This window comes from Streptomyces sp. NPDC026377 (assembly GCF_055567715.1).
This window is the reverse complement of record NZ_JBVHPV010000003.1, coordinates 140,692-165,182: the sequence shown is the minus strand read 5'-3', so window position 1 is coordinate 165,182 and position 24,491 is coordinate 140,692. Positions and strand designations below refer to the sequence as shown.

24 protein-coding genes are annotated in these 24,491 nt (G+C 71.7%); 7 read left to right on the top strand and 17 right to left on the bottom strand.

Going from position 1 to position 24,491, the window contains the following annotated elements; genetic code table 11:
• Nucleotides 1-316 precede the first annotated feature (316 nt).
• Nucleotides 317-1,966, top strand: coding sequence for a PP2C family protein-serine/threonine phosphatase (locus ACZ4MU_RS08440; RefSeq protein WP_467872641.1), 1,650 nt, complete (start codon nt 317-319; stop codon nt 1,964-1,966).
• Between the two features lie 39 nt (nt 1,967-2,005).
• Here ACZ4MU_RS08440 and ACZ4MU_RS08435 read toward each other — a convergent pair whose 3' ends face one another.
• Complete coding sequence (locus tag ACZ4MU_RS08435) at nt 2,006-3,034, bottom strand: C40 family peptidase (RefSeq protein ID WP_467872639.1); 1,029 nt, start codon at nt 3,032-3,034, stop codon at nt 2,006-2,008.
• Between the two features lie 349 nt (nt 3,035-3,383).
• Here ACZ4MU_RS08435 and ACZ4MU_RS08430 point away from each other — a divergent pair, with 349 nt between their 5' ends.
• Nucleotides 3,384-3,755 carry a hypothetical protein gene (locus ACZ4MU_RS08430; RefSeq protein ID WP_467872637.1) on the top strand — a complete coding sequence of 124 codons (372 nt, stop codon included), beginning with the start codon at nt 3,384-3,386 and terminating at the stop codon, nt 3,753-3,755.
• Here ACZ4MU_RS08430 and ACZ4MU_RS08425 read toward each other — a convergent pair.
• From ACZ4MU_RS08425 to ACZ4MU_RS08410, 4 genes are all read right to left on the bottom strand, one after another.
• On the bottom strand, nt 3,752-4,024 hold the full coding sequence (locus ACZ4MU_RS08425; protein ID WP_467872634.1) for a hypothetical protein: 273 nt from the start codon (nt 4,022-4,024) through the stop codon (nt 3,752-3,754). The genes ACZ4MU_RS08430 and ACZ4MU_RS08425 overlap by 4 nt on opposite strands.
• Complete coding sequence (locus ACZ4MU_RS08420) at nt 4,024-4,257, bottom strand: hypothetical protein (RefSeq protein ID WP_467872631.1); 234 nt, start codon at nt 4,255-4,257, stop codon at nt 4,024-4,026. The genes ACZ4MU_RS08425 and ACZ4MU_RS08420 overlap by 1 nt, the downstream gene beginning before the upstream one ends.
• Before the next feature lie 281 nt (nt 4,258-4,538).
• On the bottom strand, nt 4,539-5,480 hold the full coding sequence (bla, locus tag ACZ4MU_RS08415; RefSeq protein ID WP_467872629.1) for a class A beta-lactamase: 942 nt from the start codon (nt 5,478-5,480) through the stop codon (nt 4,539-4,541).
• A 179-nt stretch (nt 5,481-5,659) separates the two neighbouring features.
• A complete protein-coding gene (locus ACZ4MU_RS08410) occupies nt 5,660-6,523 on the bottom strand; it encodes a LysR family transcriptional regulator (RefSeq protein ID WP_467872627.1) in 864 nt (287 codons plus the stop codon).
• A gap of 161 nt (nt 6,524-6,684) precedes the next feature.
• On the opposite strand from ACZ4MU_RS08410, the gene ACZ4MU_RS08405 reads away from it, so the two are divergent.
• On the top strand, nt 6,685-7,284 hold the full coding sequence (locus tag ACZ4MU_RS08405) for a short chain dehydrogenase (RefSeq protein WP_467872624.1): 600 nt from the start codon (nt 6,685-6,687) through the stop codon (nt 7,282-7,284).
• 104 nt (nt 7,285-7,388) lie between these two features.
• Here ACZ4MU_RS08405 and ACZ4MU_RS08400 read toward each other — a convergent pair whose 3' ends face one another.
• Complete coding sequence (locus tag ACZ4MU_RS08400) at nt 7,389-7,703, bottom strand: hypothetical protein (RefSeq protein WP_467872621.1); 315 nt, start codon at nt 7,701-7,703, stop codon at nt 7,389-7,391.
• A gap of 200 nt (nt 7,704-7,903) precedes the next feature.
• Between ACZ4MU_RS08400 and ACZ4MU_RS08395 the strand changes: the two genes are divergently transcribed.
• Nucleotides 7,904-9,763, top strand: a complete 1,860-nt coding sequence (locus tag ACZ4MU_RS08395) for a tetratricopeptide repeat protein (protein WP_467872619.1) — start codon at nt 7,904-7,906, stop codon at nt 9,761-9,763.
• A gap of 16 nt (nt 9,764-9,779) precedes the next feature.
• Here ACZ4MU_RS08395 and lanL read toward each other — a convergent pair whose 3' ends face one another.
• Complete coding sequence (gene lanL / locus ACZ4MU_RS08390) at nt 9,780-12,542, bottom strand: class IV lanthionine synthetase LanL (protein ID WP_467872616.1); 2,763 nt, start codon at nt 12,540-12,542, stop codon at nt 9,780-9,782.
• Nucleotides 12,543-12,555: 13 nt separating this feature from the next.
• Nucleotides 12,556-12,717, bottom strand: coding sequence for an SflA family class IV lanthipeptide (locus ACZ4MU_RS08385; protein ID WP_467872614.1), 162 nt, complete (start codon nt 12,715-12,717; stop codon nt 12,556-12,558).
• 189 nt (nt 12,718-12,906) lie between these two features.
• Between ACZ4MU_RS08385 and ACZ4MU_RS08380 the strand changes: the two genes are divergently transcribed.
• On the top strand, nt 12,907-14,220 hold the full coding sequence (locus ACZ4MU_RS08380) for an MFS transporter (protein WP_467872612.1): 1,314 nt from the start codon (nt 12,907-12,909) through the stop codon (nt 14,218-14,220).
• Nucleotides 14,221-14,244: 24 nt separating this feature from the next.
• Here ACZ4MU_RS08380 and ACZ4MU_RS08375 read toward each other — a convergent pair whose 3' ends face one another.
• The gene (locus tag ACZ4MU_RS08375) at nt 14,245-14,790 is read right to left on the bottom strand and encodes a GNAT family N-acetyltransferase (RefSeq protein ID WP_467873578.1); all 546 of its coding nucleotides are present in this window, start codon (nt 14,788-14,790) and stop codon (nt 14,245-14,247) included.
• A gap of 181 nt (nt 14,791-14,971) precedes the next feature.
• Here ACZ4MU_RS08375 and ACZ4MU_RS08370 point away from each other — a divergent pair, with 181 nt between their 5' ends.
• Nucleotides 14,972-15,871 carry an NAD-dependent protein deacetylase gene (locus tag ACZ4MU_RS08370; protein WP_467872610.1) on the top strand — a complete coding sequence of 300 codons (900 nt, stop codon included), beginning with the start codon at nt 14,972-14,974 and terminating at the stop codon, nt 15,869-15,871.
• A gap of 173 nt (nt 15,872-16,044) precedes the next feature.
• Here ACZ4MU_RS08370 and ACZ4MU_RS08365 read toward each other — a convergent pair whose 3' ends face one another.
• Both ACZ4MU_RS08365 and ACZ4MU_RS08360 read right to left on the bottom strand, forming a co-directional pair.
• A complete protein-coding gene (locus ACZ4MU_RS08365) occupies nt 16,045-16,785 on the bottom strand; it encodes a VOC family protein (RefSeq protein WP_467872608.1) in 741 nt (246 codons plus the stop codon).
• A gap of 149 nt (nt 16,786-16,934) precedes the next feature.
• Nucleotides 16,935-17,165 (bottom strand): hypothetical protein, encoded by a 231-nt coding sequence (locus tag ACZ4MU_RS08360; protein ID WP_467872606.1) that lies wholly within the window; start codon nt 17,163-17,165, stop codon nt 16,935-16,937.
• 162 nt (nt 17,166-17,327) lie between these two features.
• On the opposite strand from ACZ4MU_RS08360, the gene ACZ4MU_RS08355 reads away from it, so the two are divergent.
• Nucleotides 17,328-17,552, top strand: coding sequence for a hypothetical protein (locus ACZ4MU_RS08355; protein ID WP_467872603.1), 225 nt, complete (start codon nt 17,328-17,330; stop codon nt 17,550-17,552).
• A 129-nt stretch (nt 17,553-17,681) separates the two neighbouring features.
• On the opposite strand, the gene ACZ4MU_RS08350 is transcribed toward ACZ4MU_RS08355, so the two are convergent.
• The 6 genes from ACZ4MU_RS08350 to ACZ4MU_RS08325 form a co-directional block, all read right to left on the bottom strand.
• The gene (locus tag ACZ4MU_RS08350) at nt 17,682-18,098 is read right to left on the bottom strand and encodes a hypothetical protein (protein WP_467872601.1); all 417 of its coding nucleotides are present in this window, start codon (nt 18,096-18,098) and stop codon (nt 17,682-17,684) included.
• A gap of 268 nt (nt 18,099-18,366) precedes the next feature.
• A complete protein-coding gene (locus ACZ4MU_RS08345; protein WP_467872599.1) occupies nt 18,367-20,892 on the bottom strand; it encodes a collagenase in 2,526 nt (841 codons plus the stop codon).
• A 404-nt stretch (nt 20,893-21,296) separates the two neighbouring features.
• Nucleotides 21,297-21,857, bottom strand: a complete 561-nt coding sequence (locus ACZ4MU_RS08340) for a CGNR zinc finger domain-containing protein (protein WP_467872597.1) — start codon at nt 21,855-21,857, stop codon at nt 21,297-21,299.
• Nucleotides 21,858-21,921: 64 nt separating this feature from the next.
• Nucleotides 21,922-22,116 carry a hypothetical protein gene (locus ACZ4MU_RS08335; protein ID WP_467872595.1) on the bottom strand — a complete coding sequence of 65 codons (195 nt, stop codon included), beginning with the start codon at nt 22,114-22,116 and terminating at the stop codon, nt 21,922-21,924.
• A gap of 169 nt (nt 22,117-22,285) precedes the next feature.
• Nucleotides 22,286-23,092: a VOC family protein gene (locus ACZ4MU_RS08330; protein ID WP_467872593.1), complete on the bottom strand. Its 807-nt coding sequence runs from the start codon at nt 23,090-23,092 to the stop codon at nt 22,286-22,288.
• Between the two features lie 237 nt (nt 23,093-23,329).
• Nucleotides 23,330-24,262 carry a hypothetical protein gene (locus ACZ4MU_RS08325; protein ID WP_365102194.1) on the bottom strand — a complete coding sequence of 311 codons (933 nt, stop codon included), beginning with the start codon at nt 24,260-24,262 and terminating at the stop codon, nt 23,330-23,332.
• Between the last annotated feature and the right edge of the window lie 229 nt (nt 24,263-24,491).

Sequence of the window (24,491 nt, the reverse complement as noted above, 5' to 3'; positions counted from 1 at the left end):
GCGGCCAGGAGTGCACGACTTAACCGCTATTGTCCTATTTGTCCGCATGCTCGCGGCCCGCCAGCCACCGGCCGGTCGCGCAAACCGGAGGACCGGCGCTCGAAGAGGCATTGGCCACAGTCGGCCGACCCCCTCCGCACCCTCTTCGACCACGCTCTCGGGCTTCGCTTCGTCGCGGAAACCACGTAATCTCCTCGCATCCCGGGAGCGAGGGCCCGGGGTGGCCCGCACGGTCCCTGGGCAGCCCGCGTCCGGGACGCCCGGCAGCCGATTCATGGTGGCGGGAGCAGGTTCTGAGGCGTGCCATGCTCGTTGCATGAAGGACCACGAGGAGCTGGTGGTGGCGAGGACGAGCGGCTTCGGCGCGGCGGGCGGCGACCCCGTCTTCGCGCTGAGCCGGTACACGGTCCCCGGCGCACCGGCTGCCGGGGACGACCCGGCACCCGCCGCGCGGCTCTCCGTCGTGCAGCAGATCCTCGACGGCCTGCCCGGTTCGGCGATCTTCCTGATGCCCGAGTACGGGGACGACGGCCGGGTCGCGGACTTCCGGATCATGGCGGCGGCGCCCGAATCGGTCGACATCGGGGCCCGCCGGGGCAAGGAACTGGTCGGGCTGAGCGTCCTGGAGACCTACCCGAGCGTGGCCGGAACCGAGCTGTGGCTGGGGTACCTCCAGGTCCTGGAGAGCGGCGTCCGCTACGAGGGCGACCCGTTCGAGTACGAAGAGGTCCTCGCCGGCATACCGCGCCTGTCCCGCTTCTCCGTCCGGGCGGCCGCCTGCCAGGGCGGCCTGCTCGTCTCGTGGGTCCGCCTGGACAGCGGGGAGCGCGAGCAGCGCCGGCTGACCGTGATGCAGCGGCTGGGCCGGATGGGATGGGCCGACTGGGACCTGGGCCAGTCGGTGATCACCTGGTCGGACGAGGTCTACGCCATGTTCGGCAGGGGCCGGTCCACGGAGCCAATGACGCTGGAGGATCTGGCCGCCCAGGTCGTCACCGAGGACCGTGCGGCCCTGGCCCGGGCCGTGCGGCGGCTGCTGCGCGAGGGCAGGCCCGCCGACCACACCTTCCGGATCACCACGCCCGGCGGGGAGGTCCGGCACGTACGGATCGTCGCGGAAGCCGAGCTGGACGTGGAGGAGAACCCCGTCGAGGTCCACGGGTTCTTCCAGGACCTCACCCCGGAGAAGCGGACCCAGCAGCAGCTCCTGGAGCATCAGCAGGCCGCCTTGGCCCAGCAGAGCCTCCTGACCGCCGAGCGCGACCTCGCAGGCCGCCTCCAGCACGCCCTGCTGCCCCTGCCGCAACAGTCGCTGCGCCTGGCGGGGCTCACCGTGGAGGTGGCCTACCAGCCCCTCCAGGAAGGCCTCAACGTGGGCGGCGACTGGTACAGCGCCATCGAGCTGCCCAACGGCAGCGCCCTGCTGGTCATCGGTGACGTCGCCGGCCATGGGCTGGACGCGGTCGCCACCATGGCCCAGCTGCGCTTCACCGCCAAGGGCATGGCGATCACCGGTATGCCCCTGGCGGCGATCCTGACCCGGCTCAACACCCTGCTGCTGCACACCTCCGAGCGGAACTTCGGCACGGCCACCATGATCATGGCCCACTTCGATCCCGCCCTGTCGCAGCTGACCTGGGTGCAGGCCGGCCATCTGCCGCCCCTGCTGCTGCGTGAGGGCGAGGCCAGCCATCTGCCCGCCCCCCGCGGCATCCTCCTGGGTGCCACGGCCACGCCCCGTTACGAAGCCGCCACGCTGCGCCTGTTCCCCGGCGACCAGCTGCTGCTGTACACCGACGGCCTGGTCGAGAGGCCGGGCGAGGACCTCACCGAAGGTCTGGCGCGCCTGGTGCGCGCCGCGGCGGGGGGCGCCCGGAGCCCCCGTGTCCTGGACGGCATCCTGGACGCCCTCGTCACTCCCGAGGGCCGCCGCGACGACATCTGCGCCCTGCACATCAGCCTGTGAGGGGCCGGCCGCTCGCGGCGGTCGGGCAGGCGTGAGCGGTCAGATCCTGCGGGCGCCGTCGAAGCTGCCGAGGTAGCTCATCTTCTCGTAACGGACGAAGGCTCCGGGCTTGGGGGCGTGCAGCACCATGCCGTTGCCCGCGTAGATGCCGACGTGCTGGAGGTTGTTGAAGAAGACCAGGTCGCCGGGGGCGAGCTGGCTGAAGCCGACCGGGCTGCCGTCGTTGATCTGCGTATAGGTGACCCGCGATATGTGGACGTTCACCTGGGCGAAGGCCCACTGGGTCAGGCCGGAGCAGTCGTAGGAGTCGGGGCCCTCGTGGCCGGACTGGTACGGCTTGCCGATCTGGGTCGCGGCGGCCTGCAGCGCGGCGTAACCGCGCCCGGAACCCGGCTTCTCCTGGCCCAGGTTCACCCGCGCGCCCGCGTCGCGGCTGGCGCGGTTGTCGTCCTGCTGGATCCTGGCGCGCTCGGCGGTGGTGAGGGTGTTGAGGAGCTTCTGCGCCTCGGCGAGCTTGCCCTGGAAGGCCTTCTTCTTCTCACCGGCCGTCTTGCGGACGTCCGCGAGGGCGGCGAGCTTGCGCGCGGCCTCGGCGCGCTTCTGTGCCAGGGCGCGCTGCTTGGACTGGATGGTCTGGAGGGCCTCGGCCTGCCTCCCGCCCAACTGGTCGATCGCGGAGGCCTTGTCGAGGTAGCTGTCCGGGTCGGCGGAGAGGAAGAGGGCGACGGAGGGGTCGAGGCCGCCGGAGCGGTACTGGGCGCTGGCGAGCGAGCCGATGCCGTTGCGCAGGACGTTGAGTTCGGCCTGGCCGCGGGCCACCTGGTCCTGGAGGGCCGTCACCTCCTTCTGGAGGGCGGTCTGCTTCTCGTTGGCCCCGTTGTACTCCTCGGTGGCCTTCTCCGCCTGGTGGTAGAGCTCGTCGACCTTCGACTTCACCTCGTCCTTGCCCGGCTTGGCGGGCGCGGCGTTGGCGGCCTGGGAGCTGAGCGCCACGGCTGCGGCGGCCGTCGCGGTGAACACGCTGACGCGGGCGCGGCTCGGATTCCTGGGACGGCGGTGGGACCCCACGGTAGGCAGCTCCTTCTTCCTCAGAGCCGCCGAACTGCGCAGACATGGCGGCCGCTTCGCCGGCACCCCGATGGAGTGAACGACCGCGCGAAGGTTCGAGACCTGACCCTAGTGACCAAGTTGTGATCTGTTCAAATCCTCGTGTGCAAAATCTGGATCACAGGGCACAGTTTCCCCGCATATCGCATCCCTGCTGAGTGGTTCGGGCGGCCAGCTGCGCTCAAAGGGCGGGTACGGCAGGAGCGTTGAGCCCGTACCAAGTTTTTACGGAGACTTCCGGCCCGCGTCCGTAGGATGCGGCCAGATCTTCCGGATCGACGGACACTCGGACACTCAGACGGGGGAAAGCGTGTCGTTCGAACAGGAGTGGACGCAGCTGAAGACCACCGCTGCGCAGAGGCAGGACGCCGCGCGGACGCGGCTGAACCACGTCCCCGACGACGAGGGCCGGGGCACTGGTGCGACCGAAGGTGACCTCGTGGTGAGCCGGCGCGATCTGGCCGCCGTCGGGGACGAGGCGTTCAAGCTCCACCAGCGGCTCGACACCGACGGGGACCACGCCAAACAGAGCACCACCGCCGCCGGAGCCGCGATGAAGGCGCTGCCGGAGGTAGGACAGGCGAAGGGCCGCCGGAGGTGGGGGGGCGGTCGAAGGACTGCCGGAGGTGGTGACGGGGGCGGCCGTCTGCCGCCGGACCGCGCCCGGGCTCCTCGCTCCTAGATCTCGACGTACGCGACGACCACGACGGTCTTGAGGGCGGTCACGTAGTACAGGACGCGCACGGCTTCGACCTCGTCGATGTACTGCCGCAGCCGGGGCCCGGCGCTGCCGCCCGGGAGCGGTTCACCGAGGTCGGGGTCGACGGAGATGACGACCAGGGCACGGTCGAGGGCATGCACCTCGGCCTCGCTGGTGACGTTCTCCACCTGCTTGGCGGCGGCGTCGGAGAAGGCTGTCCGGGCGCGGCGCGGCCCGTGTCGCGGCGCCATCAGGCCGGGCCCGGACGCTGTGCGGCGAGGCGGGTCAGGAGCGCCTCGCGCAGCTCCTCCCAGGGGGTGCAGCCCTCGACCGGCGGCAGCCCGTTCTCCGCGATGTCCTCCAGGACGGCGGCGAGCTGATCGGCGGTGGCGCGGGCCTTGGCCGCGTACGCGCGCACCGCGTCGGCGGCCGCGGGCTCCAACTGCTGCCGTGCGGCGGTACCGGGGGCCGGCTGTTCGCTCATCAAGGGCTCCAGAGGCGCGGAACGGGCCTGGTTCACGCACCACGGTAGCGCCGACGGCCGGGTATCCGGGCCCGCTCCGGCGAAGCGGATCCCGGGGGCTTGTGGGACCGCGTGAGCGCCTACGCCTGGTCCGCCCGGGAGCTGCCGAGCGAGAGGGTCCTGCTGATGTTCCGGCGGTGACGCGCGGAGGGGGCGCGGGGTGGGGCACGCGGGCGACGACGGTTATCCACGCGGGTGCGTGGGCTCGCGGCCGACGGGCCTGCGCGCCCGGCCCCCGCTGTCTACGACACCGCCCGGGAAACCACCTCCGCCGCCTCCGCGATCAGTTTGTTGTCGTAGTCGGCGTCCTTGGCTGCGCGGTTCGATACGATCGCCATGACGATGGGCGCGGTGTCGGGGGGCCACACCACCGCGATGTCGTTGCGGATGCCGTAGACGCCGCCCGCACCGGTCTTGTCACCGACGGCCCAGCCCTTGGGGACTCCGGCACGGATGAGCTCGTCCCCGGTGGTGTTGGTGCGCAGCCACCGCGTCAACTGCGCGCGCTCGCCCGTACGGAGGCGGTCGCCCAGCGCGAAGGCACGCAGGTCCTGGGCCAGCGCGCGGGGCGTCGTCGTGTCCCGTACCGAACCGGGGATCCACTGGTTCAGGTCCGGCTCGCGCCGCTCGACCCGGGTCACCGTGTCGCCCGCCTCCCGCAGCGCACGCTCCAGGCCCTTGGGTCCGCCGAGCGCGTCCAACAGCAGGTTCCCGGCCGTGTTGTCGCTGTAGCGGACGGCGGCGTCGCACAGTTCACCGAGGGTCATCCCGGTGTCGACGTGTTTCTCGGTGACGGGTGAGTTGGCCACCAGGTCGTCGTTGGAGTACCTGATCACCTTGCCCATACCGTCCAGGGAGTACTTCCGCAGGACGGCTCCGGCGGCGAGCGCCTTGAACGTGGAGGCGTAGGCGAACCGTTCGCCGTCGCGGTACGTGACCTCGCGTCCGTCGCCGGTGTTCACCGCGTACACGCCGAGCCGGGCGCCGTACTTGCGCTCCAGCTCCCTGAACGCGGCCACGGGCGGTTTCGTATGCGTCCGCTGGTGTGTCGCCGCTGTGGGACGCGCCGAAACAGCGGTGGTGGACGAGGTCTTGCCGCCGGCCTGGGCGCAGGCCAGCAGGGGAAGGGTGGCGAGCAGGGCGAACCCGCCCAGGGCCGCACGTCGTGCGCGTGAGTACTGCATGCTCCAACCTCCAAGTGCCGGGAAAACGTGTGCACATCAGCGACGACGGGCACATCCAGTGATCCTCTCCGGGCAACCCGGCGGTCCTCGGTTCCGGCACGGCGGGGAAACGGTGGCGAAGGTCACTTCTCCCAGCGCGTTCCGGGCCACACCCGCGCACGCCACATCCACGGTTCCGCTCAGGCGCTGACGACCTCCCGCACCGCCGCGAGGAACTCCTCCGTCCGCGGGTGCGTCGGATGGGCCGGGCGGGCGAGGTAGACCGTGGTCGGCGGTGCGTCCGCGAGCCCGACGAAACGCACCCCGGGATGGCCGTAGCTCTCGGCCGTGCTCAGGGCCCCCACGCCGAACGCGCCGCCGGTGGCGATGAGGTTCAGCCACTCGTCGACGTTGTGCACCTCCACCGTGCGGTGCGGGCGCTGCGCCGGGGGCCACAGGTCCACCGAGCCGGTGCCGGCGTCCGGCCACAGGGCGAGCGGAAGGGGCGGGCCGGAGGTGAGCTCCGCCAGCCGCACCCGGTCGCGGCCCGCGAGCGGGTGGTCGTCGGGCAGGGCGGCGACCCGGTCCTCGGTGTAGAGGGCTTCGGTGCGGATACGCGGGTCGGCGGGCACGGTCCGCAGCACCGCCACATCCGTGTCACCGGTGGCCAGACCCGCGGTGATGTTGTCCTGGCGGACCACTTCGAGGGGTGCGTGCGGATGGCCCTGGCGCCAGGTACGCAGCAGCGGTACGGTCTGCTGCCCCAGAACCGCGCAGGTGTAGCCCAGGCGCAGCGGCCGGTCCACCGCCCGGGTGTCGGCCAGCGCCGCGTCGACATGGGCGAGAATGGCGCGCCCGTGCCCCAGGAGGGTCGCGCCCGCCTCCGTGAGGTCCAGGTGCCGGGAGGAGCGGTCGACCAGGCTGACGCCCACCCGCGCCTCCAGCTGGGCGAGCGTGCGGGAGAGGGCGGGCTGCGTCATGTGCAGCCGGGCGGCCGCGGCGGTGACCGTACCGGCCTCGGCGATGGCGGCCAGAGCCCTGAGGTGCCGCAGTTCCACATCCATGCCTGTAGAGCATAGTCCCTGCCCAAATGGCATTTCCGGACGGTGAGCGCGCCCCGTAGCGTCGGGGGCGCCGGGTGATCGCCCGGATGACCTCCCGGGGACCTCCCCGGGGCCGCCCGGTACTCGTCGGGCGTTCGTTCTTCAGGCATGGACGGTGAGTTGTGAGGATTCTTCTGGTCGGCGCCGCCGGCACGCTGGGCTCCGCGGTACACAAGGCGCTCGCGGAGCGTGGCCACGAGGTGATCGGTGTGGGCCGCACGAGCGGGGACCTGGTCGCCGACGTCACCGACCCGCAGGCCGTGACCCGCCTGTACGAGCAGGCCGGACCGCTGGACGCGGTGGCCGTCGCGGCGGGCGACGCCGTGTTCAAGCCGCTCGCCGATCTGACCGTCGACGACTTCGCGGCCACCCTGCGCGGCAAGACGCTCAGCCAGGTCGAGCTCGTGCGTCAGGGCGTCCGGCACGTGGCGCCGACCGGCTCGTTCTCGCTGATCAGCGGGATCCTCACGGAAGAGCCGATCGTGGCGGGAGCGGCCGCGTCGACCGCCAACGGCGCGGTCGAGGCGTTCGTCCGCGCCGCCGCCATCGAGCTCGCGCCGCAGCGGATCAACGCGGTCAGCCCGACGGTGGTCGAGGAGTCCCTGCCCTCCTACGGCCCGTTCTTCGCGGGCATGGAGGCCGTCCCCGCGGCGCGCGCCGCGACGGCGTACGTCCGCTCCATCGAGGGGGCGCAGACGGGGCGGATATACCGCGTGCACTAGAAGCCGAGGCGGGCGGGGGTTGACCGTACGGCGGGACGAGACCAGGCCGTACGGTCGGCACTTGCTCTCGACAGCCGCCGGACGCCCGCCCCGGCGGCGGCCCGTCATTCACGCTCACCACGTCCCCGCCAGGTGGCGAACAGGCCCGCGCCCACGGCGGTCACGGCGGCGAAGGCCTCCGGGCCCGTGGTCACGTACACCAGCGTCGCCACACCCAGCAGGCAGAGGAGGCCCAGCAGATCGGCCATCCGCTCCCGCAGGGGTCGGCTCACACCGCCGCGCCCCTCGCCCACCGTGCCCTCGCCGGTCCCGGGGACCGGACGCACCCCGGCTGCCCCGGTCGGCCGCTTCCCCTGCGCCCGGACCCCCGGCTCGTTACCGAACCCGTCGCTCACCGTGTCGCTCATCTCGTTCTCCATGGGGCCAGTGCACTGCGGAACCTCCCGCCTCCCCCCACGGGACGAACGCTGTCGGCGCAAGTCGTACGACGCGGAACAAGGCCGCACCGCGAGGGAATCGGCCGGACGGCGCCGGACACGTCCGGGGGTGTTCGGGCAATCCCGTCGCCGTCCGCCGACACGGCCCCTAGCCTGGAGTCCCAAGGCGCTAGGGGGCGGAAGTGACCAGCACGGACGGCAGCGGAGCGGGTCGGTCGGACGAGGGGTTCCAAAGCGCCCTGGCCGCCTTCGCCAAGGACTTGGAGGCGCTGCGCATCGACCACGGGAAGCCCTCGCTGCGGGAGATAGAGAAGAACGCGCCCGTGGCGCGGCCCCTGTCGGTCTCCGCGGTCAGTGAGGTGCTGAACGGCAAGCGGCTGCCCGGCCGCGACTTTCTCATCGCCCTGGTCCAGACCCTCCTCGCCCACGACGACCCCCGCCGCCGGCCCGTCTCCCTGGGCGACCCGCGCCTCGATCCGTGGCGGGTGCGCTGGCGCGAACTGCAGCTCCTCAAGAGCGACGGGCGCCGCGCCCGGACCACGGCCGACAGCCAGGCACCGGCGGACACGGCCCCGGACCCGTCGCGCGAGGCGGCCACGGGTGCCACGGGTGAGGAGGAGCCGTACGACATCGGGACGCTGGAGGAGCCGTTTCCGGCGACCGGTCCGGACGGACGCCGGATCGTACGGATCTTCGTGGCCATGCCGGGCTCCACCATGGGGGACCAGGCGGTCTGGAGCAGCATCCCCGAGATCAAACGGAACCTCCTCGAACCCGTCGCCGAGCGCATCGCGCAGAAGATGGGATGCCACACCGAACTCGCCATCGAGAAGGAGAAGACCGCGACCGGCGCGATCCACCGGTCCATGTTCTCCGAGGCCTTCGCCGCCGACGTGTACATCGCGGACCTCAGCAGCGCGAACCCGAACGTCTACTTGGAGCTCGGTGTGCGCTGGGCCCTGCGGGACGGCGTCACCATCCCGATCTGCCAGAACGTCAGCGAGGTGCGGTACAACGCCTCGTCGAGCCGGGTCATCCCGTACGGGCCGATGCCGGACGAGCTGGAGCGCTCGATCCGCCAGATCACCGAGGCGGCCGTCACCGGTCTGCGGAGTCCCTGGCGGGTGGACAGTCCGGTCCGCGACGGCGCCGCCTTCATGCTCATTTCCCGGCAGGAGTACGACTTCCTCCGGGAGGAGACGCGCAGGCTGCGTGAGCAGCAGGCCGAGGACCTGATCAACGCGGCCCGCGCCGAGACCTCGCAGACGGGCCGCATCGCCCTGCTCCGGGAGGCCGTGACCCGCAACCCGGCCAGCGCACCGGCCCACTTCGAGCTGGGCGTGGTCCTGCGCAAGGAGGGGCAGTACGGCGAGGCCGAGCAGCTCCTGAGGACGTCCGTCCGCCTCAGGGACGGTTTCGCTCCCGCCTGGCGCGAGCTGGGGATCACCCTCAGCAAGAGGGGAGCCTCCGACGAAGCGGCCATCGAGGCGTTCGACCGTGCCGTCTCCCTCGACGACCAGGACTCCGAGACCTGGGCCACCCTCGGCGGTCTCCACCGCAGGCTCGCCCGCCATGGACGGCCCCCCGGTTCCTTCGACCTCCTCCAGCTGGAGCGGTCCCTCAGTTGCTACCAGCGGGCCGGTCTGCTCAGCGGCAACAAACCGTATCCGCTGATGAACGTGGCAAGGATCAACCTGCTGCTCGCCGGACTGCGCGGCACCGACACCGCGCCCGCGATCCAGCAGTTCCGCGACCTGGAGCTGCTGGCCCTGTTCGAAGCCCGCAGTACGGGGTGGGCGGACGCGTGGACGCTGTTCGACCTGGCCGACACCATGCTGCTGACCGGGCGGGGCCCGGAAGGACTGGCCGAGCTGCGCAAGGCCATCGCCCTGATCCCGTCCGAGGAGCGCCGAACGGTCCTGACGTCGGTGATCGAGCCGCTCCAGGACATGCTGTCCATCGAGGGCCTGCTCGCCCGCGAGGCGGTGGACGCGGTGGAGCGGGCCGTCGAGGAGTTGCGGCGCTCCCTGCCCGCGCTCTGAGTCCGCCGCCCGCTCGTCAGGATGACAACAGCGTCCCGGCCTCCCCGGTCACGGGTGTGCCGTCGCTCCACAGGCGCGGGCCTCCGTGGTCGCGCAGGCGGCGCAGGAAGGACAGGACGCCCGCGCTGCCGGTGGCCCACCCGGGCCCCGACGCGGCCAGGGTGTTGTCGGGGAACAGCGGCCGGCGTGGGGTGCCGCCGCTGCGGCACAGGATCAGGGCCAGCACGTCCTCGGCGGCGCGGTGGAGTGTGCCGTCGCCGGTGGCGGCCGCGGCGTCGATGAGCAGTTCGCCGACGCCCGCCAGTCCGCAGCACTGCGAGACGGGGCTCATACGGGGAGCGAGGTCGCGGCAGGCCCGGGCGCACCGCACCCCCAGGTCGGTCAGGCGCGGGTCACGCTCATGGCCGCCCGTCTCGATCAGCAGCGTTCCTATCCCGGCGAGTCCACGGCACCAGGAACCGTAGCGCCGGTGGGCCTCGGGACGTGCTGCCCGTTCCAGCAAGTGTGTTGTGTGACCGGCGAGCTCGGCCAGTCCCGCGCGGGCGGCCGTGCCGGTGTCCGGGTCGCCGGTGAAGCGGTGGTAGGCGTGCAGGAAGTGGAGGACACCCGCCCGGCCGTGGGCGAAGCCGAAGGGGAAGGCCGCCTCGGACGCCGCCGCCGATCGCTGCGGTCGCGGGCGCTCCCGTTCGCCCTCCGCGGCGAGCAGGGCGCGGGCGCACTCCCCCGCGGCCGCCAGGCGGGCGTCGCCCTCTTCGCTGCGCCCGGCCGCGTACGCACGCCGCGCCAGCACCAGCAGCCCCGTCCCGGCGCCCGCCGCGCCACCGATCTGGTCGCCGGAATCGTCGTAGGGGCGGGAGGCGGGCCGCCCGCTCAACGCCCCTGCTTTGCCCGCCAGTTCAGAAGCCGCGTCCAGGAACAGGTCGACGCCGGTTCGGCCGGTGTACAGCGACGCCGTCAGCGTGGACAGCGCCGCGTGGCGGGCGGTGCGCCGGGCGAGGTCCGCCACGGCCTCGGTGACGCCCGCCCGCTCCAGGTGGTGCAGCAGCTCCAGGCCCACGCCTGCCGCACCGTCGTACAGAGTCAGCCCGAAGTGCAGTTGTCCGGATCGGGGTTGCCGCCCCGCGGGCAGTTCGGCGGTGGCCGTCACGCAGACCGCGACCGTGTGCGCGATCAGGTCGTCCAGCAGGCCGTGGGTGATCCTCGGGGGTGCGGGGAGCAGCTGACGGGTGGCCGCGGAGGGCCGCTGCCCGGACCAGCCCTTCGCGTGGGCCGCACGCCGTACCGGGTCGGGGTCCAGGAGTCCGGCGACGAGTTCGCGTGCCGGGCGGTGCGGCGTGCCCGGCAGCATGGCGGCCAGGCAGGCGAGGGTCCTGTTCCGGTTCACCTCGTCGTCGCGGTCGACGATCACCGGGTCCATGCCGGTCAGCGCGAAGTACAGCGTCGCGCCGAGCGCGTACAGATCGTCGGCGGGGCCTGGCGGCTCACCCGGGCGGTACACCGGCATCGAGTAGCCCGGTGTCGCACCGGCGGGCCGGTCCCCGCGCAGGGCGCTCACACCGAAGTCCACGAGGTACGCGGTGCCGTCCTCGGCAAGCACCACGTTGGACGGTTTGAGGTCGCCCACCACGACACCCCGGGCGTGCACCGCTTCGAGCACGGCCAGCAGACGACGCGCGAGCGCGCCGATCCCACGGCCGGCCGCGGGAGTGCCGAAGGCTTGCCGGTCGGCCGGGGCGGTCGTGGAGGCGTACGGCCCGTGGCCGAGCACGTCGCGGCGGAGGTCGCGGGGCCCGCAGTCGGTGATGACCAGGTACTCGTCGTCGCCGTGCCGGAGGTGGTCGCGCACCAGGGGCACACCGTCGGCATCCGCCAGCGCCTCCAGCACGGTGTGTTCGTGGCGCAGGCGGCCACGGGCGTCGACACCGTCCGGGCCCTCGCCGACGTACGCCCTGGCCTGTTTGACGATCACGCGCTCGCCACAGGCGTCGTCCACGGCGCGGTAGACGTCTCCGTGAGGGGAACGGGCGATGCCCGAGGTGAGCCGGTACCGGCCGCCGATCAAGGGTGCGGGGCGCGCCGGAGGCGGTGTGGCGGTCCTGAACGGGTCGGCGGCCCAAGGCGGTTGGCGGTATCGGGTGCCCGCGCGCCCCCGGAAGCGTTCCCCGCCGGGGCCGGTCATGACGAGGGAGGCGTCGTCGGCGCCCGTGGCCCGGAACGGTCCGTAACGGTAGTAGACGGGGGCGTCGGAGCGGATCTGCCGGTCGCTGAGCACCCGCGGCCCCGTTCGACCGGCCAGGAGGTCCGCCAGCGCATGGCCGAGCGCCGCCGCGTCCCGGGGGCGCGGATAGACCGTGACCGCCTTCCCGACGAGCGCGGCATCGAGCGCTCCGCTGTTCATCAGCCCCAGTGTCGCCGCGTCGCGGGCGAATTTCGCGTCGCAGACACAGCGCAGCAGCACCGGGACGATCAGCTTCGCGACCTGGGAAAGGTCCTCCGCGCGGGCGGAAATGTGGAGCTTCCAGCCGTGCGCCGGGAGTTCGGCCACCTGCGAGCGGGGCGCGAACAGATAGAGCCACTGATCGTCGGCGACGAGTCGCCGGTCGCGGCCGGCCAACAGGTTTTCGAGCTGCTCGTCGAGGCCCTGTTCGGGGCCGGATCCAGCCGAGTCGGGCAGCGGGGCCGCCTGCCCGCGCCGAGCCCTCCGGGGGCCCGTGCCGTGCACGCCGGTGGCGGCCGTACCGGACCCGTCCTCACCGGCCCGCACCGGTCCGTCCGCCACCCGCGCTCCTCGCCTAGTCGCAGGCGAAACGGGTCGTCGCCGTCACCCAGGGATCCGCCAGACACGCCTGGAGGCCGCGGCCGGGGTCTGTCTGCTCCTCGAAGGCGATCTCTTCTTCCTCCACGGCCACGTCGAGCGGGCCGGCGTCGCGAATCTCCAGTGCCACAGGGCTCATGACGATCCTTTCTGTGCACAAAAAGGGAAGGTTCGGTGGAGAGATTGTCAAGCGCATGCCAGTTTCACCGAAGTCGAACGGCGGGGCAAGAGGCAGGACTTGAGACGTACGGCGATCGACGGGCTCACCCAACAGGTCTTCGCTCGGAACACTGGATTCAGGCCATTGGTCCAGTCCAATATAGGGACGGTGACCACCGCACAGACGCAGAACCAGACCACCCGGGCCGAACCGGCAACCGAGCGCCCCGCGTTGTGGGACCGGCGCTTCACGCTCTACTTCACCGCCCGCTCCGTCTCCCTGGTCGGCGACGCGATGATGCCGGTCGCCACGGCACTCGCGGTCGGCGCGGTGTACGGGGTGTCCGGCGTCGGCTACGTCCTGGGCACCTGGACCGGGACGTTCGTTCTCCTGGTCCTGTTCGGCGGGGTCTTCGCCGACCGGTTCGGCGCGCGCCGGATGATGGTCGGCGCGGATCTGGCGAGAGTGCTCACCCAAGGGACACTGGCGGCGGCGTTCTTCACCGGGACGCCGCCCTTCTGGCTGCTGCTGTCCATGGCCGCCCTCGCCGGTGCGGCCGTGGCGATGTTCCTGCCCGGGGTGAACGGGATGGTTCCGCTCGTCGCCCGGGACCCCCAGCGGGCCAACGGCACGCTCAAGGTCGCCGACGCACTCGCCCACCTGCTCGGACCGACGCTGGCCGGTGTGCTGATCACGCTGACGGGCGCCGGGACCGTGTACACCATCGACGCCGGAACCTTCCTGCTCAGCGCCGTGTGCCTGGGCCTCGTCCCGCTGTCCCCGTCCGGCGCCCCCGCGAAAACCCCGGCCGCCCCCGACTCCCCCGCCCGCACCGGCCGTTCACTCCGACGCGAACTGCACCAGGGGTGGCAGGAGTTCCGCGCCCGCACCTGGATGTGGGCGGTGATCCTGATCTGGGTGGGCTACGGCGTCCTGCTCTTCGGCCCCCTCGTACCACTCGGCTCGACACTGATCAGTGCCCGGCACGGCTCCGACGCGTACGGCCTGGCGGTGTCCTCCCTGGGCGCCGGAACGGTCGTGGGCGGTCTGCTGGCCCTGCGGCTGCGCCCCGCCCGGCCACTGGCCGCCGGGGCGGCGGCGATGGTGCTGTACACGGCGCTGCCGCTCTGCGTGGCGCTCGGCGCCGGCCTGCCCGTACTGCTCGCGGGACATGTCCTGGGCGGCGGCGCCTGGGCGTTCTGGTCGGTGATGTGGGCGACCAGTGTCCAGACCCACACCCCGCCCGTGGTGCTCAACCGCGTCACGGCGTACGAGCAGGCGGGGTCGGTGTCCGGTATGGCGCTCGGCCAGATACTGGCGGGGCCTGCCACCGCCCTGGTCGCTCCGGAGCGGCTGCTGCTGGTGTCTGCGGGCGCCTGCCTGGCGGGTTGCGTGGCGCTGTTCGCCATCCCGGCGATCCGCACCCTGGGCCGCGCCGCTCCGGTGGACGGGGGCGCGCCCCGGGCGGCCGGCGCGCAGTGAACGGGCGCCCCCGCTCCACCGCGGTCAGGGAGGGGGCGGGTCGTCGTGCAGCAACCGCTGGAAGAGGTGGTGGTCGCGCCAAGCGCCGTTGATGTGCAGGTACTTGGGCGCGGTGCCGAACCCCTCGAAACCGGCCTTGGCGAGTACGCGCCGCGAGGCGATGTTGTCGACCAGGGTGGCGGCCTCCACCCGGTGCAGACCCAGTTCCTCGCGGGCGATGCGGCAGACCTCCCGTACCGCGGCCGTCGCCAGTCCCCGGCCCGCCCAGGCCTGGTCCACCCAGTAACCCAGTCCGCCGCTGCGGAACGGGCCGAGGGCGATACTGCCGAGGTTGATGGACCCCACGGGTATACCGGTGGCCGTCTCGATCAGTACGTACGGCCGCAGCCGCCCGGCCTCGCGCTCCGCGAGCAGTCCGGTGATCCTGTCGCGCTGACCGTGCTCGGTGTAGAACTCCTCCGGCCGGTACGGCTCGAAGGGCCGCATCGCCGCCCGGTTGCGCCGCAGCATCTCCGCCAGGCCCGCCGCGTCCCCCGGTGAGACCTCACGCATCGCCACCCCGTCGATCATCACGGGCGCAGCATACCGAGCGGGGGTGCGGGGCGGCCGGGGCTGCTGAGCGCCCGCGTCCGCGGCGGCCACCGGTGCCCGGGCAGCGTCCGCGGCGGCCACTCCGCGCCCGGGCAGCGGGGACAACCCCCGGACAGAACGGCTGCGTGCCGATGCCCCGCCCGTTTCGTACGCTGGCGGCATGCGCATGCGACCCACGCTGAGCTGGACCCCCGACGCCAGCCTCCCGCCCGGCACCACCGATCCGGGGCCGGTCGCCGACGCGCTGCGCACCGGCGGCGTACTGGTGCTCAGCGGGGCCGGCCTCTCCACGGAGTCGGGCATCCCCGACTACCGGGGCGAGGGCGGAAGCCTCAGCCGGCACACGCCGATGACGTACCAGGATTTCACCGGCGGCGCCCGGGCCCGGCGCCGCTACTGGGCACGCAGCCACCTCGGCTGGCGCACCTTCGGCCGCGCGCGGCCCAACGCCGGGCACCGCGCCGTGGCCGCGTTCGGGCGCCACGGCCTGCTCAGCGGTGTGATCACCCAGAACGTCGACGGGCTGCACCAGGCCGCGGGCAGCGAGGGCGTGGTCGAGCTCCACGGCGGCCTCGACCGTGTCGTCTGCCTTTCCTGCGGCGACGTCAGCCCACGCCGCGAGCTCGCGCGGCGGCTGGAGGAGGCCAACGCGGGCTTCGCGCCGGTGGCCGCCGGAATCAACCCCGACGGCGACGCCGACCTCACCGACGAGCAGGTCGCGGGCTTTCACGTGGTGCCCTGCACCGTCTGCGGCGGCATCCTCAAACCGGACGTGGTGTTCTTCGGCGAAACCGTCCCTCCCGAGCGGGTCGCGCGCTGCCGCGCGCTGGTGGCCGGGGCGACCTCCCTGCTCGTCCTCGGCTCATCGCTGACCGTGATGTCCGGGCTGCGTTTCGTACGCCAGGCCGCGCAGGCCGGGACCCCCGTCGTGATCATCAACCGGGACCCGACGCGCGGGGACCAGCACGCGGTCACCCGGGTCGCCCTCCCCCTGGGAGCGGCCCTCACCGCCGTCGCCGAGGACCTGGGCATCCCGGTGGACGACCCGGCCGCTGTCTGACGCGATCCATGGGGGGACGTGGCGCAGCCGTCGGGAGGGCCGGGTCTCAGACGAGGTACTGAGCCTCGCCGTTGCCCAGCGACCAGACGGCGTCCGTGTTCTCGGTCGGCACGACGAACACGCCGCGGGTCTCCGTTCCGGCGTATGCCTCGCCACTCCTGATGCCCGACCCCCTACCGGGCCCTCAGCAAGGCGAACTCGTTGCCGTCGGGGTCGAGCATCAGCGTCCGGCCACCGTCCGGCCCGCCGGCAGCGGCGTCGGCCGCACCGTCGGGGCAGGTCGCGCCGAGCGCGGCCAAACGGTCCACCTCCGCCTGCCAGTCGGCGTCCACGGGAAGCGTCAGCTCCAAGTACACCCGGTTCGCACCCTTCTTCGGTGCCACCGGAGGACCACCCCAGGTGATCTTCGTGCCGCCGTCCGGCGACTGGATGGCGGTCTCCTCGTCCTGGTCCCAGACCAGCGGCCACCGCAGCGCCCGGCTCCAGAAGTAGCCGACCTCCTGGGTCCCGTCACAGGCCAGCGCTCCGATGGCGCCGGTGCCTGCGAGGAACGCGTTGCCCGGCTCGATCACACAGAACTCGTTGCCGTCCGGATCGGCGAGCACCACATGGCCGTGGTCCGGGAGTTGACCCACATCGATGTGCTTTCCGCCCAGCTCCAACGCCCTGGCAACCGTCTGCCGCTGATCCTCCGGGGAGGTGCTCGTCAGGTCGAAGTGCGCCCGGTTCTGCCCGATCTTCGGCTCCTGGCCCGGCAGGAAGCGGATGCGGAACCCGGCCGGGCCGGGAGACTGGATGGCGACACCCTCGCCCGGCTCGTCCGTCGGCTTCCAGCCCAGGACCCCGGCCCAGAACCGCGCGAGGTCCGACGGCCGGGTCGCGTTGAAGCAGATCGCGGACAGATGGCTGGTCATACCCCGTGCATCTCCGATCCTTGACGGTCGATACGGCCTCACCCGCGCCGCGAGCCGCAGCCTAGGGGTGGCCGCGCGGCCCCCGCATCCGGATTTCCGCGCCGCCCGCGAGCCCGACCGGCCAGGGCTCGCCAGCACGGCGCGCCCGGTCAGCCAGGGTCCGGGAACGGACCGTCGACAGGGGTACCGGGGCCACTTCCCAGCGAGCGGCGGCGGCCACCGCGCGAGGGGCTCGGCTTCGACGGCGGGAGCGGGACACCGGCGGCACCGCGCTCGACGGCCGTGCCGCGCTCGTCGGTAGGGGACTGCTCATCGGTACGGGAGTGCTCGTCGTCGGCTGTACGGGGACCGGTGCCCAGGGGGCGGCGCGTGGTGCTCACGGGGCCGAGTCTTCCAGGGTGCGGGGCGCAGCACGGCCCGAGCCGGAGATCGTCGCCGCCGGGGAAGCGGGCCTGCCTGCCTCCCCCACCCACCTGCGCTTCCTCCGCACGCCTCCACCTGCGTTTTTGCCTACTAATTCGAACACGCGGTCTAATACCCGCATGGCAACCTCCCCCTTCCCCCGTGACCTCGTGATGGCCCAGGTGGCGTGGTACGACGCGTACCGGCGGCTGACCGATATCCCGGGCGGGACGGCGGTCGCCCGGCGCAGGCTCCAGCGGCTCTCCGTCCTCATCGCCGCCCACCCGCACTGGGGGCCGGAGGGGCCGTCGCCCGCGGCCCGGATGGCACTGCGTGAACACGCGCGACGGGAGGCGCGGCCGTAGCCGTACGGGCAGCCCGCACGGCAGCCCAGAAGGCGAGGGGCCCCCGGGTCGGCACCGCTGCCGACCGGGGGCACTTCCGTCGTTCGCGTTCCACTGACCGTCGGCACGACCGCACGAGGCGGAAGAAGGTCAGCGAACGCCCACGGTGAACACCGGCGAGACAGTGTTCCCGTTCACGATGCGCAGGCTGTTCTTGCCCTTCAGCCCCAGCATGACGCCCAGCGAGTAGGTGCCCTTGGACTTGAGCGGGGTCATGGCGGGCAGGCTGACCCACTTCTTGCCCTGCTTCTGCTGGAGGACCATCTTGCTGCCCGGCTTCACACCGGTCGCGGTGCCGGTGACCCGGAACAGATGCCAGGCCCTCACCGAGGTCACCGAGGACTGGGTGGTGATGACACCGGCCTTCGCGGCCGTAGCCCGCGCGGCGGGGGCACCGGCCGAGGCCGAGGTGGTGGCAGAGGCGACGGTTCCCGCGAGAACGATGGACGCCGCGCTGGCGACGCCCACGGCAGCGATGCCCAGGGAGTGCGGCTTGGTGATGGCCATGGAGATCCCTCTCAGTCGAAAAGCCCCAGATCTCACACTTCAGCGAGTTGGGTTTGTTCGCTCGCTTCTTACCTGATGAGATGCTTTTCATCCTGAATGTGTAATCCTGCGCGTGTCACAGCCGGACGGCAGCCGTCCCTTGGCCCCCGGGCCGCCGCCGTCCCCCGCCGACCACTCCACCGCGCGCCCCCCACTCGTCCATCAGGGTGTGTACACGCGGCACTCCCTGATGGACGAGTCGCTGCCTCCTGGGGCCTCCTGGGGCGGATCAGTAGGCCGTGGTGACCGTGACGCCGCTGAACGCCGTCTGCGCGTACAGGCTGACGTAGCGGTATCCGGCCGTGGTGTTGGTGACGGTGACGCTTTCGGTGGTGTCCGTGTTCGTCGAGCGGACGGTGTACGCCGACGGTCCCGCCCAGGTGGTGGGGTTGTAGTACAGGTCGGCGTTGCCCGTGCCCCCGGCGGTGGTGATGCGCAGGGTGACGGTGCCGGCCGGCATGTACAGGTACAGGTAGTCCAGGTCACCCGCCTGCGCGGAGCGTCCGGAGCGGGAGCAGTTGCGGCCGAGGACGCGGGTGTCGGCGTCGGCGCAGGTGGGCAGGGCGCCGCTGAGCGTCACGGGCCTGGTGCTGGTGGAGGTCAGGCCCTTGGCGTCGGTCACGGTCAGGGCGATCGTGTACGTGCCGGGGGCGGTGTAGGTCTTCGACGGGTTGGCCGCGGTGGACGTGGTGCCGTCGCCGAAGCTCCACGAGCGGGTGGTGATGGTGCTGCCGGTGTCGGTGGAGCGGTCCGTGAGGTTCACGGTCAGGCCGGAGACGGCCGCGTCGAAGGCGGCGGTGGGGCCGTTGCCCGTACTGCCGCAGGCTCCGGCGGCACAGGCGTCGAGCCAGGTGGTGAAGTCGGCGTCGTAGCGGGTGCCGATGCCACTGTGGTAAACCGCGTAGCCCCCGGTGTAGTCACCGGCACGGAACCTGGCCAGCATGTTCCGCACATCGGCGGGGTGCTTCTCGATCATGTAGCGGGTGGCCAGATAGCCCCACGGATAGGTGCGGGACAGGTCCGCGTTGTCGTAGGTGCTCTCCCACAGGGTGCTCAGCGCGTAGGTGTGCCGGGCGGCGTCGGCGATGGCCTCGGTGTCGGGCAGGCCGCGGTAGCTGTACGAGACGTACTCGGCGAAGCCCTCGACCCACCAGATGTCCGGCACGGCCTCTCCCGCCTCGAAGTCTCCGGCCATGTCGTAGCGCCCGTCGAGGTAGTGGGTGTACTCGTGGTTGAGGTTCCAGATGTCGCCGGGGAAGCCGTCGTTCACGCTCTTGACGTACGAGAGGAAGCGGGCCTGGTTGGCCGGGTCGGAGGGGTTGCCCTCCAGGTACTCTCCGCCGTTGTCGGTGCTGTTGCCGAAGATCCAGCCGGAGTAGGTCCGGTAGTCCTTGGGGCTGGCGAACGTGACGATCTCGATGTTGGTGTTGTGGTCGTCGGCGACGGGCCCGCTGTCCTTGACGATGCTGTGGAAGTAGGCGTCCTGACCCTGGAGGCTGGTGCAGGCCGCGGCGAGGGCCGCGGCGGTCAGGGACTGGGCGCGGAAGGTGTGGGCGGCGTCGCACCGGTAGGTGATGGGCAGTGCGGCGGCGGTGAGCCGGCCGACGAAGTCGCAGGTCCCGTAGTACGAGCACTGGGCCCGGTCGTAGGTGTCGGTCATGGCGGCGACGCCGACCCACAGGGGCGCCGTCGCACCGGTGATGGCCGCGTCATCGAGGAGCCCTTTGGCCAGCGGCCTCACCTTGGCCTGGAGCGCCGGGGTGTCGAGGAAGCGCGCGGTTTCGGTGCCGGCGTTGGAGTCGAGGTAGAACCAGGTGTCGTTCAGCTTGTCGCGGTGGTTGTGCGCGAACGCGCCGAGCGTGTCGATGAGGCTCGGGTCGGCGGTCACGGCCCTGAGGAAGGCGGGGTTCCAGTGGCCGCGGAAGATCGGGGTGAACACGTTGTTGACGGCGGTGTCCATGCTCCAGTACGCGTCGTAGGAGCTGTTGTAGCCGTTGAGCACCCGCTGGTACGTCTTCAGATAGCGGGCCTGGGCGTCGGCGCTGTCCGTCAGGATGATGACCTCACCCATGACGTCGCCGTGGGCGGAGCTGACGTCCATGAAGTGCGGGGACGCGAAGAAGGTGTCCAGCGCGGCCTCGGTCGCCGAGGAGAGGGCGCTGCCGTAAGGTCCGACGTCCGCGGGGTGGTTGAACCGAACGTAATACCCGGCGCGCAGGAACAGCACGAGCTGCCACACGTGGGTGGAGTTGTCGCCCGGGTAGGTCCGTGCCGTGCTCTGGAACGCGTTGGCGATGGTGACCATCTGCGCTTCGCGGAACGCGTTGCGGGCGTCGGTGCCGGTGAGGGCGAACAGAGTGTTCACGCAGTCCGTGGTGGACGCCTGGACGAACGTGACCAGGGCCGATCCGGTGCGGCTGCCGAAGTCGCCCGGGGTGCAGGAGGCTGCGGTCAGGCCCTCCTTGCCGCTCGGCGTGGACGGAGTGGTGCGGGACGGGACCGGGTTCTGCGGCGGCCGATGCGTGGCGTTGAGCGGGATACGGCGTTCGTCGGCGCGGTCGGACACGGCCGCCTTCGACCCGACCGGCGGCGGAGCGGTGCGCGCGCCGGCCGCGGGCCGCGGGGCCGGCCCGTGCTGCTGAAGCGCGGTGGCGTGACCGGCCGGGGTGAGCACGGCCATCGACAGACACAGTGCGAGCGCGAGTATGAACAGGGCGCCGAGACTTCGTCCTGATCTGAATGTCGGGGTCTTCACGTGCCGCCTCCCAGCGGAGTGAAAGCCGCGCTGCCGCGCGCGGCGGTGGGGGGGTACCGCGGGCCGCCGGGGGGCCTCCTCCGGGCCGCCCGGTACGTACGGGCGTCTCGGCGCAGGCGCGGATGACCCACGGGCCGTGCTGTTCCGTTGGCCTGAACGCGACTTGCGGTGGTCGCAGCCAGAAAAATTGCACATGTCACATGGCTTGGGAAGGGAGCGCGAGTAAAGCGCCCGCAATTCGCGGCAGTTGGGAATACCCGGGACGCCCATGGGGCACCCGTGGCGCCCGGGGACGGGGGGGCACGTCGTGGGGGCGCAGCTGGGTTTTTGGTTGCGGAAGGGTGCGGCAGCGGCAGGGCCGGGCTGGGGGAACCGCTACCGCAGGACCCGTTTCGAGCGCCGGGTCAGTGGGGCGGGGCAGGGGTGGTCTTCTTGCGGGCTCGGTAGGCCGCTGCCTTGATCTTGTTGCCGCAGGACTCCATCCCGCACCACTGCCGACGCATGCCCCGCGAGCGGTCGATGTAGGTACGGGTGCACTCCGGGTTGCCGCACTCCTTGAGCAGGGGAACGTCCGGTCCGTTCAGGAGCCCGATGGCATGGCGGGCCACCAGGGAAAGGGCTTCTTCCGGTGTTGCCTGCGTCCATCGCCCGGCGGGGGTCAGCTGGGGCACGGCCGACGGTTTGCGCGCCGCGTTGTTGAGTACGGTCAGCGCCGCACCGTCGTAGTCTTCCGCGAGCCTACGGGCGGTGACCAGCTGATACATGGCCTCCCGTACGGTGATCGCCTCCTCGACGTCGGCCTCTCCGCAGGGGGATACCGCGTCGACGATGCCGGATTCCACGTACCACGCACTCAGCCTGTCGGGGGCGGCGAACATCTCGAAGCGCAGCGAACGGCGCGCTCGGAGTGTGGCGACGAAGTCGAGCGCCGGATTTCCGCAGACGAAGACGTGATCGAGGTTCACATCACCAGTTTGACAGGTGACGTTCTGCCTCCGCAACTCTCACCGACCGCCGGGCCGCGGACGCTCACAGACCCAGGTCGACGGCGAGGCAGGAGAAGGACCTCCAGGAAGCCTCGGAGTTGAAGGCATACCGTGCCGGGTCGTTCGGCGTGGCCGCCTTCTCCTCGACCATGTCCTCCGGGCGGATCCGATCGGGCAGACTGCCGAACCGCGCTCGGCGTATCACCCCGGCGCTGTCCGTGGCGGGTGCGCTCTCCATGACTGGACTCCGTTCGGTTGCAGGGCGGTGGAGACGGCGGATCCGGCGGCACTCTTCGGAGCCGCGGGGTTCGCGCCCCGGGGCAAGCTCGACTGTGACACAGGATGCGTCACCGGTCAAACCGGTGACGCATCCTGGCCCGATTCCCTCGTCGAGCTAGCCCGCGGGACTATTCGGGTGGTTCCGGCGCGCTCGCCTTGATCACGGCGAACCCCCCGCCCTGCGGGTCCGTAAGCACCGCCATCCGGCCCGCGGCCATGTCGAAGGCCGGGGCGAGCACCGATCCGCCCGCGCGCACGGTGGCAGCCTGGATGCTGTCGACGTCGTCCACGCCGAAGTACGGCATCCAGTGCGGCCGCACACCTGGCGGGAGAGCCGCGAGGTCCATCATTCCGCCGATCGCGCGCCCGCCGGCCTTGAACTCCACGTACCCCTCGGCGCCGGGCATCTGCGTGGGCGCGGCCTCGAGCGGCAGGACGGCGCTGTAGAAGTCGGCGGCGGCGCGGGTGTCGCCGGTGTTCAGTTCGTTCCAGATGAGGGCGCCGTGCTCGTTGACGATGCCCGCGCCGTCGAACGTGTCGGCCTGCCACAGGCCGACGACGGCACCGGTCGGGTCGGTGATGAGGGCCATCCGGCCGAGGTCCATGACGTCCTGCGGGCCCATCACGACCGTGCCGCCGGCGTCGGTGACCGCTTTGAGTGCGGCGTCGACGGAGTCGGTGGCCAGATACGTCGTCCACGCGGTCGGCGGCAGCGGGTCGGGCACGGTGCCGTCCGGGTTCATCGCCTTCATGATCCCGGCGACGGGCTTGCCCTTGAGGTGGCACACCGAGTAGCCGCCGGTCTCCGGTGGGCCGATCTCGCCCTGCCAGCCGAAGAGGTCGCAGTAGAAGTCGAGGGTGGCCTGCTGGTCGGGGACCATCAGGTCGACCCAACAAGGGGTGCCGGGTTTGTAGGGGCCGGTTTTGTCGGGCACGGGTGCCTCCGGGGGAGGTTCGGTGGGGTCGGACGGGGCGTTCTGTACCCGACTCCCGAACCGCCAACCGAGCCGAACGGATGAACGGTGGCGATGGAGCACCGCTGGCGGACCTGGCCTACTGGCCGCGCCCCGGCCGAAGCGCACCGGGCCCCGGAACAGCCCGTATCAGCTGCCCCGGCCGAGGGCACCAGGCCCCGGACCAGCCGTATCAGTCCCCCGGCCGAGGCACATCGACTACTCCCACTCCCAGCGCATCGCCTGAAACCCCGGCCCCGGGTCCTCGACCGTGAACGCGGCACGGCCCGACGCGCTGATCCAGACCTGCTCGGCGGGGTGCATCGGGCCCCCGGCGGTGGTGCCCGAGTAGCGGTGGCAGCGGACCGGGACGGCGTCGGGGTGGAACTGGACTTCGAGGGTGTAGAGCCGGGCGGGCGCGCGGAAGCCGGTGCCGACCTCGCTGGTGCGGGCACCGGTGGTCGAGAAGGCGTAGGTGTACTCGATCACGTCGGTCTCGCCTTTGGTGAGCACTCGATCGAGGAGCAGCTCCGCGACGGACAGCGGGACGGAAGTATCCGAACGCACCCGCCCTTTACGGGCATTACGGATACCGACGATCTCGGGAAGGTCGCGCTGCGGGTCGTCGCCCCGGCTGATCAGCACCAGCCGGTCCACCCGCTCGCGTTCGGCGCGCAGCACCATGGTGACGGTCAGCCGTCGCTCGGCGCCGTTCTCGTCGATCTCGTACCGGTCGTGCACGGCGAGCCGGGTCAGACCGTCGTCGGTGGAGCCCATCGCGTCGAGCAGGCCGGGCAGGCTCTTGTACTGCTGCCACAGATGCTCGGTGTCCAGGGTCTGGGGCGCGCGGTTGACCCAGCGTCCGCGCGGACGCTGCGGTCCGAGCAGGGAGACCAGGGAGTCGGTGGGCAGGCCGAGCAGTTCTTCGAGGAGGCGCACGGCCTGGCGGGACTGGGGGCGTTCCGGGCGGCTCCGGCCGCGCCGCCAGTAGCTGAGCGTAGTCACGCTGACGGCGACCCCCCGGGCCGCGAGCCGGTGCTGGATGCGTTCCAGACTGAGGCCGCTGGCGCGCACCGCACAGTCGAGCGCGGTCTCGAACGGGCCGTGGCGCAGTGCGTCGGCCAGTTCGGGCAGGGGGGCTTGAGTGGGCACAGGTGATCCGTCCTGCATGCCGTGCGGGGTTATCACATGCTAGCGACTTCCAGCCAAACACCGGGTGACGCACGTCACGATCTGAACAGTCTTGACCAAGGCGCCGGTTGCGCGAAGGCGGGCACCGACCGTTCGGTCAGGCTTGCGTACGGCCGCCCATCAGCGCAGGAAACAGCGGGGACACACGCCCGTTACTTGTCATGGCCGTTTCACAGGGATGCTTATTAAA